Annotated in this window: 10 protein-coding genes; 3 read left to right on the top strand and 7 right to left on the bottom strand. The window is 52.3% G+C overall.

The features are described 5' to 3' along the window. The 7 genes from NTZ04_02035 to NTZ04_02005 all read right to left on the bottom strand — a co-directional run. A partial coding sequence (locus NTZ04_02035) for an S-methyl-5-thioribose-1-phosphate isomerase (GenBank protein MCX5991102.1) occupies positions 1 to 251 on the bottom strand: 251 nt, incomplete at its 3' end. Positions 252 to 495: 244 nt separating this feature from the next. Beyond that, a complete protein-coding gene (locus tag NTZ04_02030; GenBank protein ID MCX5991101.1) occupies positions 496 to 1,671 on the bottom strand; it encodes an acyl-CoA dehydrogenase family protein in 1,176 nt (391 codons plus the stop codon). Between the two features lie 185 nt (positions 1,672 to 1,856). After that, complete coding sequence (locus NTZ04_02025) at positions 1,857 to 3,284, bottom strand: Ni/Fe hydrogenase subunit alpha (protein MCX5991100.1); 1,428 nt, start codon at positions 3,282 to 3,284, stop codon at positions 1,857 to 1,859. A gap of 28 nt (positions 3,285 to 3,312) precedes the next feature. After that, positions 3,313 to 3,849 (bottom strand): NADP oxidoreductase, encoded by a 537-nt coding sequence (locus NTZ04_02020; protein ID MCX5991099.1) that lies wholly within the window; start codon positions 3,847 to 3,849, stop codon positions 3,313 to 3,315. After that, complete coding sequence (locus NTZ04_02015; protein ID MCX5991098.1) at positions 3,836 to 5,839, bottom strand: molybdopterin-dependent oxidoreductase; 2,004 nt, start codon at positions 5,837 to 5,839, stop codon at positions 3,836 to 3,838. Before NTZ04_02015 ends, NTZ04_02020 begins: the two co-directional genes overlap by 14 nt. After that, entirely contained in the window at positions 5,840 to 8,995 is a 3,156-nt protein-coding gene (locus NTZ04_02010) for an FAD-dependent oxidoreductase (protein MCX5991097.1), read from the bottom strand. A gap of 10 nt (positions 8,996 to 9,005) precedes the next feature. After that, entirely contained in the window at positions 9,006 to 9,533 is a 528-nt protein-coding gene (locus tag NTZ04_02005; GenBank protein MCX5991096.1) for an NAD(P)H-dependent oxidoreductase subunit E, read from the bottom strand. Between the two features lie 454 nt (positions 9,534 to 9,987). Here NTZ04_02005 and NTZ04_02000 point away from each other — a divergent pair, with 454 nt between their 5' ends. The 3 genes from NTZ04_02000 to NTZ04_01990 all read left to right on the top strand — a co-directional run bounded on the left by NTZ04_02000 (position 9,988) and on the right by NTZ04_01990 (position 13,791). Beyond that, positions 9,988 to 10,695 (top strand): acetate--CoA ligase family protein, encoded by a 708-nt coding sequence (locus NTZ04_02000; protein ID MCX5991095.1) that lies wholly within the window; start codon positions 9,988 to 9,990, stop codon positions 10,693 to 10,695. Next, on the top strand, positions 10,692 to 11,228 hold the full coding sequence (locus NTZ04_01995) for a ComEA family DNA-binding protein (protein ID MCX5991094.1): 537 nt from the start codon (positions 10,692 to 10,694) through the stop codon (positions 11,226 to 11,228). The genes NTZ04_02000 and NTZ04_01995 overlap by 4 nt, the downstream gene beginning before the upstream one ends. A gap of 181 nt (positions 11,229 to 11,409) precedes the next feature. Then, a complete protein-coding gene (locus tag NTZ04_01990; GenBank protein ID MCX5991093.1) occupies positions 11,410 to 13,791 on the top strand; it encodes a DNA internalization-related competence protein ComEC/Rec2 in 2,382 nt (793 codons plus the stop codon). Positions 13,792 to 13,914 lie beyond the last annotated feature (123 nt).

Below are 13,914 nucleotides of genomic sequence, written 5' to 3'. Positions count from 1 at the left end.
GCTAATACTTCAGTGATGTGCCTTAATTCGGCGAGAAATCTATTCTTGCTGTTGGCCTCGATGGCCTGAGCTCCCAAGGCGATCCCGTAGGCAGCGGTGACGCCGATCATGGGGGCCCCGCGAACCTTCATACCTTTGATTTCCTGGGCGACCTCCTGATAACTGGAGAGCTGAAGGTAAACCACTTGCTGAGGGAGCCTGGTCTGGTCGATGATCTCGATTTTGTTGTTAAGCCATCTTATAGCTTCCATACTTGTAATCCCATCGATTAGTTTACCATCTGGAGAGTTGCCAGTCATGCTGTGTAATGGAGGTGGCTTGAAATCGGTTGGGGATGGTGGTAGAACATTAACGTTAATATGCATGAAACGCCAGGAGCCTGTCCGGGTGATACCCCCCCTTAGCTTCGAAGAAGGCGAAAGATGGTCTCACCGCAGCTTCAGAAATTCGGCGATCTTGGGTTGATAAGGCACGCTCATAGGACTGAGCTCAGCCTTAGCTCCTTGGTAGCCCCAAGCCTCTGAGGGCAATAATGTTTCTCTGGATCTCTGAAGTACCGGCGCCTACTGTGGCTGCTGAGGCATAGAAGTACTGGCGTTGGAAGAAGCCCGACAGGGGAGCCCATTTGCATCCCTCGTCAAGCTGTCCAAAAGCCCCAGTGATCTGCATTCCAGCTTGAGCCACGCGCTGCTGGAATTCGGCACCGAAAACCCTTGACATCGATGCTTCATAGTCTACGGCCTTGCCGGTACTTTGCATCCAGACGATGCGGTGAGCAAGAAGCTTGGCTGCTTCGGCTTCAATTTGCAGTTGCGTTAACTTGTTGCGGATCAGTGGATCCTTAAACAAGGGTATACCGTTGCGCTTGGTTGTCATGGCAAACTCCATGAGGCGGCTGAGGTTGCGGCGAGCTGCGGCGATTCGGTGGATGCCTGACCTTTCATAACCTAATACTGCGCCGGTTACTCTCCATCCGTCGTTTTTCTTTCCCACCAAGTTTTCCTTGGGCACGCTCACGTTGTCGAAGAAAATTTCACAGTACGTACCAACTACGTTGGGCAGGAAACGTACTGTTACCCCGGGGCTTTTGAGACTAACGAGGAAGAAGCTGATGCCCTTGTGTTTAGGGGCTTCAGGGTCAGTCCTGGCCAGAATGAAGGTCCAGTCAGCGCGGGTGGCACCAGTGCTCCATACCTTCTGCCCATCGACAACGAAGTGGTCCCCTTTGTCTACTGCCTTAGCAGATACTGATGCCAGATCGGAGCCAGCTCCTGGTTCACTAAAACCCTGGCACCAGACCTGTTCACCGCGGGAAATCTTCGGCAGAAAATCCTTTTTCTGCTGGTCACTGCCGTATTGGATGAGAGTTGGGGCGCACATCAGGGCACCCTGCAGGTCAACCCCGGGCAGTTCGTTATAATACATCTCATCACTGAGAATGAATTGCTTGGTAACAGAATCCTGTCCCCCATATTCTTTGGGCCAGGAAAGGGAATGCCAGCCCTTTGCTCCTACCTTACGCAGCATGCTGTGAGCAAAGGTCCACTCTTCTCCATCCTTGGCCTCTTGAAGGAGACCTGTCCCCGTCCAGTTTGGTGGTAGTTCCTTCTTGATGAATTCGCGAACCTCTTGCTGGAATTTCCTGTCCTCTTCGCTGAATGTAAAATCCATATAACCCCCTGATCCAGTTCTTCGTGTAGAGTCTATGCTCCATCGAATCGTGTGTCAATGAATTTGTGTATAGGGTGTGCCAGGGAAAGTGCTCGATACTGGGCGGCATGAGATTCCAGCCCAGACCATACAATTTGTGTTACTCGTCTTAGATGCAGCGTCATGGTTACAGATATAGGTTTGCGCTAGTCAGTCTTGATGCCGTCCAGCAGCTCACCACTGGCAGAGACAAGTTGAACTATAAGAGGCATCTGCCCCAAAGCGTGTGTTGAGCAGGAGAGACAGGGGTCGTAACACCGGATGGCTGCCTCAACCCTGTTCAGCATACCTTCGGTCAGCTTGTTTCCCTTTACATATTTTTTGGCCACCTCAAGAACAGCTCGGTTCATGGCTGCGTTGTTGTTACCCGTAGCCACGATCAGGTTTACCTTCTTGATCATCCCGCTCTTATCTACCCAGTAGTGGTGGAATAGAGTCCCTCTGGGAGCTTCTAGCACCCCGACACCCTCTTCGTTGATCCTACTGGAGGTAGCCCACAGGTCAGTAGAGCAGATCAGATCATCCTCAGCCAGAACCTTTATTCTCTCGGCGGCATAGAGTGCCTCTATCATTCGAGCATAGTGATAGTAGAGAGAGCCTTCCACAATTCCAGTGTTGCTCAACTTCTTGAATTCCTTGAACTCCTTGCCAGCCAAGGGAGTAGTGATGCGGTCGACCACATTTAGCCTGGCCAGCGGACCCACGCGGTACATGCCATCAGGGCATCCCTGCTTCTTATAGTAGGGGAACTTGAGATAGGACCAGTCTTCTACCCTCTCCTCGATGATCGAGAGGTAGTCTTTCGGATCCACTTTATCCTCCAAGATGGCCCCTCTTTCATTTCTCATTCTCAATGTCCCATCGTACAAGTCCAGATTTCCGTCGTCATCGGTCAGTCCCATATAGCCTGAGGGGAATGTGGCAAAACTGGCAGCTTCATCCTTATGCTGATCGAGATAATCCTTGATGAGGCCGACTGCAAACTGCACGTCGGCGATAGCGCTATCCACTTGCTTCAAGATCTTTTCCTGGTTCTCATGCGAAAGGGTTCTGTTTACTCCACCTGGAATGGCAAAATTCGGGTGGATCCTCTTTTCCCCGAGCATCTCAATTATCTGTTGTCCAAACTTCCTCAGCATTACCCCTTTTACGGCAATGTCCGGTTTTTCAGCGATGAGCCCAACGATGTTGCGCTTGGCTGGGTCGGCGTCCATCCCGAGAAGCAAGTCAGGACTGGAAAGGTGGAAGAAGTGAAGGGCATGAGACTGAAGGTACTGTGCCATATGCATGAGTTCGCGCAGTTTCTTGGCTGCAGGAGGGATCTGTACCCCAAGGATAGCATCTCCTGCCTTGGCTGCAGCGAGGTGATGGCTTACCGGACAGATGCCGCATGCCCGGCAGATGAAAAGCGGCATTTCCCAGAATAACCGCCCTTCGCAAACCTTCTCCAGCCCCCTGAACTCAATCACGTTGAACCTGGCTTCGGAGACATCACCCTGGTCATCGAGATGAATGGTCACCTTCCCATGACCTTCAATTCGGGTCACTGGTTCAATTACAATCTTCTTAGCCATTCTACGTGCCTCCACACTTCTTCAAATGTCAATCAAACCGCATCATATCTGCCGGCAACACCGGGATCCTGCCATTCAAGAGTTCGACCAAGGCATGATAGATAGCCTTGGCACTAGGCGGGCATCCGGGAACAAAGCAATCAACTTTTACCACATGATTTGCCGGCTTGACCCTGTCCAGGAGAGCGGGGAGTTCGTCAGAACTTGGGATCTTACCGTGTACTGTGCTCTCCGTCTCTATGTAAGCTCTGCGGAAGACGTCGCCCTTATCAAACATGTTTCTTATGGTTACTATCCCGCCGAAACAGGCGCAGTCTCCCCACGCCATGAGTATCTTGCAATTGGCTCGCAGTTCTCGGAGTACTTCCTCGTCCCTGGTGGTGTTGACGGCACCTTCCACAATCCCGACATCCACAGGCTGGAATTCTTTGAAGTCGGTGATCGGGCTGGTAGTGATATCCACCAGTTTGACGACCTCAAGGATAGCTTCATCTATGTCCAGGAAGGACATATGGCATCCGGCACAGCCGGCCATCCACGCGGTAGCGATCTTAGGTTTGGCCACAGCTAACCTCCTGACTAGAGCCCAACTCGTACCCCAGCTTCTTAGAAAGATCTCTAAGTATTTCTTGGTCCTGGAGCAGACCCTTCTTAGGTTCAATCACCTTCTGCGACCTGGCAACATGACCGTCCATACTAACGTACTGCCCGCCATCTCTTTCCGCCCAGATTGGCGATGGCAGAACCACATCAGCCATGGAAGTTACGGCCGAGCGGTAACTCGCTTGTACCACTAGGAAATCGATTGTCCGCAGCCAACCGAGCACTTCATCGTTGTCCACTTGCTCATCCGAAATAAGAAGGTACAACCCCTGCACATGATTCAGGGACAGATCTTTGGCTGCTGCCCCCATTTGCCAGGCGCCGCGACTGTTGGCTGCTGGTTTCAAGGAGATTACTCTTGAATGATCTCCCTCGCGGTTTCCCGTGAGGTCGGCCAAGGTCAGTAGGCTTATGACCAAACCAGTGTCCTTAGTATGCCATACTCCTTGGCCATATATGATGATTGCCTGCTTGGCTTTGCCATAGGTCTCTGCTGCCAGCTCCACGTCGGCTGCTTCTATGCCTGTCTCGGCGTAAACCCTGCTGGCATCATACTGAGAAAGTGACTGAACGAGTTTTGCTGACGGCTCTCTTCCTTTGACCGATCCTTTGTTGACAATGGCGTTTATCAGGCCGTTCAGCAGGATTCCTTCGGTGCCTGCCTTCGGCCTCAGCCATTGATTACGCCTTAAAGGCATTACATCATTCGCTGCATCAATCACTATCAGCTTTGCCTTGTTTTGGTCTAGTGCCCGTCGGATGAACGATGCCACAATGGGATGCGTCTTAACCGGATCTGCACCCACTAGCACGATGCAGTCCGACTTGAGAATCTCGTCGAGGGAACACTCGGTGTCCAGGCCATCGCCTTTCTTGTTAAAGGCCTTGTTACCTTCGGCGATCGCCCGGTAGGCTTCGCCACCCATCGTATCAATCCTGCTGCTGCCTACTGCTTGTCTCATGAATTGGCAGAACAGGGAGATGGTCTCGCTGGGAAGCCTCGCCGATATGACGCCAGTGAAGTTCTTGCCCAGTTTCTTCATTCTGCTGGCGGCTGCCTCCAGCGCCTCATCCAAAGTACATTCCTTCAGTTTGCCTTCCTTGTCCCTTATCATGGGAGAAGTTATCCTCTTGTGGCCATTGGCCAGCAATTCGAAGCGACCCATACGGCAGAGGGGGCCCTTCTCTCCTGTAGGCTGTGGCGCTTGAATCATCACCACGTTGTTATCTTTGGTCAAAACGGTCAGTTCGCAGCCTACTGCACAGATGGGGCACACAGTATTCACCTGCTGGCAATCCTTTGGCCTTGTCTTGTAGAGACTGAGCTTGGAGAAGATAGCTCCTGTAGGACAAGCTTGCATGCAGGCACCACACTGAGTGCAGGATGACCCGCCCAGCGAATGGGCCAGGTCAGCGGAAACTATGGTCTTCCAGCCTCGCTTGGCGAAATCCAGCGTATGATTGGCTTCTATCTCTCCACAGAGCCGCACGCACCTGCCACAGAGGATGCAGCGGCTGTGATCGATGACCATATATTCGCTCAGCGAGTCCACAGCAAGGGGAGGTGTGGTGTATGGATAGCGGACATTGTCCATCTGATAGCGGTAAGCCATGGCCTGCAGCTCGCAATCCCCGCTTTTCTCACAGAACATGCAGAAGTGGTTTTTCTCAGTGAACATCAACTCCAGGATTAAACGGCGGTATTTTTCAAGCTTCTCGGTGTTGGTACTCACGACGAGGCCGTCCCTGGCAGGATAGGTACAGGATGGGTTTGGCCTTCTTTCACCCTCAATATCAACCACGCACATGCGGCAAGCACCGACATTAGTCAAACCTTTTAACTCACAAAGGGTGGGCACGTAAATTCCGTTAGCGCGACAGACGTCGAGGATGGTATCTCCATCTAACCCACTGACTTTCTTCCCATCAATAGTGAGCGATATTTCCTTCATCTATTCCCCCCCAGCTTCAGCATCACACCGGAGGCACCTGGTAGCCTCCGACATAGCCTCTTTGGCAGTGTAGCCCATATTCACCTCTTTGAAAGAAGTCGTCCTCTTCCCTGGATGAAGTTCACTTATGGTTACCCTGGCTTTCTCTTTGATATCTTCCACGTCCTCTGGTCTTGGTATGAGGAAAGCCTCCAGGTCGTGGCGATCTACTCTTGGCGCCAGCTCTTTGCCTTGCAGATACCTCTTAATTGAAGAAGCGGCTCTCTGGCCAGCGGCGATGGCCTCGATCACGGTCCAGGGCCCCGTCACCGCGTCTCCGCCGGCAAAAACGCCGGGGCGGTCACTAGCCAAGGTCCGTGCGTCAGCTGCTATAGTGCGCCCGCGACCTATGTTGATGCCACTCTTCTCCAGGAAACCCGTGTCTGGCCTCTGCCCAATGGCTTGAATCACTGTCTCGCAGACCACTGAGTACTCGGATCCTTTTATCGGGCGCGGTGTCTTTCTGCCACTCTTGTCAAACTCTCCCAGTTCCATACGGACCAGCTCCAATCCGGATGTCCTGCCCTCCTGGCTCAGCACCCGGGTAGGAGCGGTAAGCTCATGTATGTGAATGCCTTCCTCCTCCACAGCCAGTATTTCTTCCTCTATGGCAGGCATATCTTTTTTCTCACGCCTGTAGAACATGTGTACTTCATTAGCACCCATTCGCAAGGCCACCCGGGCAGAATCGGTTGCGGTATTGCCGCCTCCCACCACTGCGACCCGTTTCCCCACCTCGACATCACGGCCCAAGTTGACATTGCGCAGGAACTCCACGGCATCGTAGACCCCCTTCACATCCTCGCCGGGGATCTTCATCCTCTCGCCCATATGGGCACCCACGGCTAAGAAGACGGCCTTGTAACCCTGGTCGAACAGGGCATCGATATCATTGATTCGAGTGTTCAGCCTGATGTCTACTCCTATCTTCTCAATCGCGGAGATCTCCCTGTTTATGGCATCATTCGGCAGGCGGTATTCCGGAATCCCCACGGCGAGCATTCCCCCGGCCACAGGGAGGGCCTCAAATACGGTGACCTGATATCCTTCGATGGCCAGGTCATAGGCTGCCGATAGGCCAGCAGGTCCCGCACCGACGATGGCGATCCTCTCAGCCTTCTTTTCCTTCACCTTGGGGAGGTACTCGAAACCCTTGTCCGAGGCCCAGTCGGCTGCAAACCTCTTCAGGTGCCGGATGGCCACTGGCTCATCCACCTGGCCACGGCGGCACTTGCCTTCGCAGGGGTGATTGCATACCCGGCCGCAGACTGATGGGAAAGGCATTTTCTGCCTGATCAGACGGTAGGCTTCGTCGAACCGCCCTTCCTTTATGAAGGCGGTGTATCCCGGCACATCCAGCCCTACCGGGCAGGTATGTTGGCATGGCGACTTGAACAGGCCGGCGCAGACGGCGGCGGGGCATTTCTTGTCGATGATGTGCGCTTCATACTCGGCACGGAAATGGCGCAAGGTACTCAGCACCGGGTTGGGGGCGGTTTGCCCCAGGCCGCAGAGCGAGGCTGAGCCCACCATTCCCGCCAGTTCCTCCAGGACAGCCAAATCCTCGATGGTGCCGTGGCCCTGAGTGATCTTATTCAATATTTCCAGCATCTTGGGGATGCCGGCCCGACAGGGTAGACATTTGCCACAGGACTCATCTTTGGTGAACTGGAGGAAAAACTTGGCCATGTCCACCATGCAGCTATCCTCATCCATCACGATGAGGCCGCCCGAGCCCATAATGGCCCCCAGGCTGGTTACTGATTCATAATCAACGGGGGTATTGATGTGTTCAATGGGAATTACGCCGCCGGAAGGACCTCCTATCTGTACTGCTTTGAATGGTTTCCCGCCGGGGGGGCCACCTCCAATATCAAATACTATATGTCCCAGCGGTGTCCCGACAGGTACCTCGGCTATGCCGGAGTTGATGATCTTGCCTACCAGGCAGAAGGTTTTGGTCCCAGCATTGCCGCCAACACCGATACCTTTATACCAATCTGCTCCCTTCAGGATTATCTGAGGCACGATGGACCAACTCTCTACATTATTCAATGTGGTGGGCTTATCAAACAAGCCCTTGTTGGCCGGGAATGGCGGCCTCTGACGTGGGTTGCCACGTTTGCCCTCGATGGATATGAGGAGTGCGGTCTCTTCGCCACAGACGAAAGCGCCAGCGCCGGGGAAAACCTCAAGGTCAAAACTAAAACCCGTGCCGAGGATATTCTGTCCCAGCAGGCCATATTCTTTGGCTTGCTGAATGGCATTCACCAGCGTCTCTATGGCGAGAGGGTATTCGGCACGCACATAGGCATAACCCTGGTGCACGTTACCTATGGCATAAGCGCCTAGAAGCATGCCTTCAATGACAGAGTGCGGATTGCCTTCCAGGACAGAGCGGTTCATGAATGCCCCCGGGTCTCCCTCGTCTCCGTTGCAAACGACGAACTTCTCACTTCCCTGAGCGTTGCGCACCATACCCCATTTGCGTCCTGTAGGGAAGCCCGCCCCGCCCCTTCCCCGCAGCCCTGACTTGTTGACCTCCTCCAATACATCCTCGGGCTTCATTGAGGTGAGCGCTTTGATGAAAGCACGATAGCCGTCGAAGGCGATGTACTCCTCAATGCTCCAGGGATCGATCAAACCGTTGAGGGACAGGACTATCCTTCTCTGACGCTTGTAGAACTCTATATCTTTATTTGCCGGAGCCGCCTTGCCTGTAATGGGATCTACGTAGACCAACCTCTCCACGATCTCGCCACGGACCAGGTGTTTCTCCACGATCTCATCCACGTCAGCCCGCCTCACTTGGGTGTAGAGAATATCACCCGGCGTAATGGTTACGTTGGGCCCTCTTTCACAGAAGCCACGGCAGCCGATCTTGGCTACGTTGATTCTGACCCTCTTCTCCAGCCCCCTCCTCTTGATGGCCTCACGGAATGCCTCTTCCACTTCACCTGAGCCGGCAGCGGCGCAACCAGTACCTCTGCAGACCAAAATATCGATCTGGCGTGCTTCCTTGAACTTGGCAAAATTAGTATCCTCTCTTACAGCGAGAAGCGGCCTGACCCTTTTCTTGATTTCCTCCAAAGCCTCTAAGGAATTGATCCTATTCACTCTTGACCCCCTATCTACAACGGCTCAATAGCTCTTTGATGCCGGTGGGTTTCACTCTCCTGTGTACCTGACCGTTTAGCGTTGCCACCGGGGCCAAGGCACAGGCACCCAGGCACCGTACGGTATCCAGTGAGAGCAGACCGTCAGGCGTCGTATCTCCTGGCTCCAGGTGATATTCCCTCTTCAAGACATCCAGAAGCCTTTGCCCGCCTCTGACGTAGCAGCAGGTACCCAGACATACCTGGAAAATATATTTGCCTCTTGGGACTGTGGTGAAGAAGTTGTAGAAACTAACGACACCGTTCACCTCGCTGAGAGGGACTTTCATGTCCTGGGAAATGGTCATCAGTACCTGTGGCGGGAGATAACCAACCGACTCTTGTGACTGCTGCAGAACCCTGATGAGCGCACCAGATTTCCCGCTATTACGGCCAATAATCTCCTGTATATCCCTGAGAATCCGGGGTGCGTATTCAGTGCTGCTCTCCTTGTTACTTGGCGATGACCCCAATTCCATTGTTTGCTTGGCACTCTGCATTGCTTACCTCCTGCTCATTTGGCCCTGTTCATCGAAAGCAGACTATTGCTAAGGGCTAATAGTGGAACAATAAATAAAGGAGCTCAGATGGCATTCGATTGGCTGCCTCAGATGCTCCTTTAGCGGGATGGTGACTATCACTATAGTAAAGAAGTCGTAACACGGACTTGCTGCTTTGTTTGAGATACTCTTCTCCTCAGCAATCTATCCACAAACTCCAATAATAGCTTAACACAGAGGGTGACTGCTGTACAAATCAGAAAATCTCAACACAAATCAATAATAAAGGCGCGACATCAGATAGGCTCTCAAAATCAAAAATTACTGGGAGTAAACTGAGCGGAGGTGGAAGGATATCACTTACTGCGTAGATGAGTACATTGACTTGCTTCTACCCGAGCTTGATTCGTATAATAGCCTTCGGGGAATTCATCCGGATAGGGAGGAGAACCAAATGAATAAGCAAACTATTTTGGATAGGGCAAAGAAGGAAAAGAGGACGCTTCTCACTGAAGTTGAATCTAAGCAAATCATTGAGGGAGCAGGCATAAACATCGTGAAGGCGAAACTGGCCACCTCTATGAAAGAGGCTGTTGCTTTCAGCAAGGAATTTGGTTTTCCTGTGGTACTCAAGATTGCTTCGCCTGACGTTGTCCACAAGAGTGATATAGGTGGGGTCAAGGTGGGATTGCAGAACGCCACGCAGGTAAGCAAGGCTTATAGAGAGATTATGACCTCTGTAAAGAAAAAGCAGCCAAAAGCCAATATTCATGGCATTTCGGTCCAGCCTATGGCCAAACCCGGAGTGGAGATAATCATAGGAATGTCCAAGGATCCACAATTCGGTCCGGTGCTCATGTTTGGTCTGGGCGGCATACTGGTGGAAATTCTAAAAGACGTATCTTTCAGAATTGTTCCCTTAGCCAAGAGGGATGCGAAGGAGATGATTCGGGATATAAAGGGTTATCCTGTGCTTGAGGGATACCGGGGGCAGGAGCCGTCTGATGTTGCTGCTCTTGAAGACATGATCTTGAAGATCTCGGCTTTTGTGGAGAAGAACCCTGAGATAAAGGAACTCGATCTCAACCCCGTGTTTGCCTACAAGAAAGGTGCAGTAGCAGTCGATGCCAGGATAGTGCTTGAGGCAGATGCGGTTAAGTGAGCCAGCGTGGGGGTTATGAGAGATGGTGGCTGCTGGTATTTGTCCTTCTGGCTGTAGCCCTTGTCACCGGTGGGTCAGTACTCATCTTCAGGCATTTCTCTGGAGCCAAGCCTGTTGAGATAGCTATCTCCTCTTCGACTCCAACTTCACCAGTTGAGATTTATCTCAGTGGCGAGGTAGCCAGCGAGGGCATCTACGTTTTCGGCCAGGACGCTACTCTTCAGGATGTCTTACAAAGGGCTGGTGAGGTGGCTGAAACAGGGGAATCAATCAGGGTTAGGATGTGCGTGCTTCGTGTTGATGAGAGCCCGTTCGCAGACAACCAGGATGTTGCGGATGGGAAGGTCAATATAAATACTGCCTCTGCTGCGGAACTGGAGACACTGAGCGGTATTGGCCCGGTGAGAGCCCAGGCCATTATTGACTACCGGAATGGGAACGGATTATTCCGCACCATCGATGATCTAATCAACGTACCGGGCATAGGCCCCAAGACACTGGAGGCGATCAGGGATCAGATTACGGTAGTTTGAGCTATCGAGTGAGCTAAGAGGACCTGAAAGCAGCTCCTCTTCAACCAAAGAAATGACAGTCACCCGGGTGTGGTGACTGTTACTAATATATGGATATATAGATCGGTTATCCCTTGTGGTGTTTGTTTCTCACCTTGATACTGTCTGAAGACTTCTCGCTGCAGCCCTGGGGATGCAGTAAATGAAGCTCATCTCTCTTAGCATTGCCTGGGTTGCGGGCATCTATCTTGGTTCGCTTGTTTCTCCACCCCTCTACATTCTATTTCCGGCTTTCGCCCTGTCTTTGCTGGTTGCACTGCTCTGGCGTAAGAAGTCAGTCCTTCTTTGGTTGGGATTATGCCTTGTTGCTCTCCTAGGAGGCATTGCGTGCTACCAATGGAAGATTGATGAGCCAACCATTCAATCATTCAATGATAGCGGGGTGGTAGAGGTGAGGGGAGAGGTGATGAGGGACCCTGAGCTGAATGGTGATACTGCAAGAATAGTTTTTTCTGCTCAAGAAGTGATGGTGGATGGCCGTTGGGAAAAAGCCTCAGGCAAAATATTGGTTGAGACTGCGGTTTTACCTGCCTATGGTCTGGGTGACATGCTCGAGGTGGAGGGTGAACTCGAATCGCTCTCCCAAATTAAGGACCAGGAGTACAGGACTGGCCTGGCTCAACAGGATTTCAGTTCTACACTGACTTATCCTGAGATCAGCTTCCTGGAAAGAGGGTGGCTCTTTGGGCTGAGGAATCGGTTAGCACAGTCTCTCTCCTCTGCCCTGGCCGAGCCACAGGCGTCTTTAGCTCAAGCCTTACTGCTTGGCATCCGCAGTCATGTTCCCGATTCGCTCATAGAGGACTTTTATCAGACGGGGACAACCCATATTCTGGCTATCTCGGGATTCAATGTGGCCATCCTCGGTGGTGTGGTTCTTGGCGTTGGAGCATGGCTCTTTGGCAGACGACGCCCTACTTATCTCTTGATAGCTTTGGCCGCTATGTGGCTCTATGCCTTACTTACTGGAATGCTGCCGCCGGTATTGCGATCCACCATCATGTTTAGCCTTTTTGTCATTGCTCTATGGGTGGGCAGACCAGGTAGTGCTATGACTGCACTAGCTTTTGCCGCGGCCGTAATGGTGGGCGTCAAACCTCCGGTGCTGTGGGACGTGTCCTTTCAACTGAGTTTCGTTTCGGTAGCGGGGCTCGTATTGGTTTTCCCAGCTATGAAGCTGTGGGAAGAGAAGACCCTTGCCAGGGAGCATACGGTACTATCGTCTGTTCTCAGACCTATTGTAGATGGTCTTGCTGTCAGCCTGGCAGCGATTGTGGCTACACTCCCACTTGTAGTTTACTATTTCCAGTCCTTCTCCCCACTTACCCTGCCAGCCACTCTGCTCGCCTCGCTTTTCTTACCGGGGGCTATCGTGCTGTCGGCGCTTACTGCTGTGCTTGGGCTCTTTGTCCCTGCCGTATCATGGGTTACAGGGTGGGCAGCCTGGTTTTTCCTCACCTGCATGATTGAGGTGGTCGAAGGTTTTGGCTCTCTGCCATTTGCCAGCATCAAGGTTGGCCCCATAAGCGGTATAGTAGTAGCACTGTACTATGTGGTGCTTATAGCAGTCATCTCAAGGGAGCAGTTGGGTGCAGTCATGTCTAAGTTGAGAGATTGGGCACAGAGGGGGCTGAGCAGACTGGCCGGGTCTGCCTATCGGCTTCCTAAGAAGTGGACCCTCGGCATATTTATTGTTGCTGTCTCTTTGACATGGCTGGCTGTTCCAGCTACGCCTGACAGACGGCAGCTTGAGGTCAGTTTCCTTGATGTTGGGCAGGGAGATGCCATTCTGATTGAGACCCCGGCCGGGCAGCAGGTCCTTATTGATGGTGGTCCTGATGCTGACAGAATATGTCTTGAACTGGGGAAGAAGCTGCCATTCTGGGACAAAAGTCTTGATCTGGTGGTGCTGACACATCCTCACGATGACCATATCACGGGATTGGTCGGAGTAGTGCAGCACTATACAGTAGGGCAGGTACTCGAGTCTGGCTTTGAACTGGATACGCCTGCCTATGAAGAGTGGCGCAGGTTGATTGATGAGAAGGATATCCAGAGGAGCATAGCCAGAGCAGGCCAGCAGATTGATCTTGGTGATGGAATACGACTGGAGATTATCTATCCCCAGAAAGAGTTTTTGGAAGGCACTGAATCAGACGGCAATAACAATTCGGTGGTATTGCGGCTTGTCTGGAAAGAGGTGAGTTTTTTCTTCACTGGGGATATCGATGAAGAGGCGGAGAGGGCGATTCTATATAGTGATCAATGGCATGAACTGGATAGCACTGTCCTGAAGATAGCTCACCACGGAAGTAGCCAGGCAACATCCTCTCAGTTTCTGGCTGCGGTTGATCCTGAAGTGGCGGTTATCTGTGTGGGCAAAGATAATGCCTTTGGACATCCCAGTGATGAGACGCTGGCCAAATTGGATGGAATGAAGCTGTATCGGACAGATGAGCAAGGGACTATCAACTTTACTACAGATGGTGAGAAGCTGTGGGTGGAGGTAGCAGGGTCGGAGTAGCGTCTCCTGGCAGTGCTACGAGCAATCTTGTTTCCTCTTTATATTCACAAAACATTGGGCACAGTGGAAAAACCTGCACGGCGGCCGAGCCAGCGGGCGGGCTGGGGCACGCACAAGATAACC

The sequence above is a fragment of the Chloroflexota bacterium genome (assembly GCA_026389585.1).
Taxonomy (GTDB): domain Bacteria; phylum Chloroflexota; class Dehalococcoidia; order UBA2247; family RBG-13-53-26; genus JAPLHP01.
The sequence above is the reverse complement of the archived record's forward strand: the minus strand, read 5'-3'. Positions and strand labels throughout refer to the sequence as shown.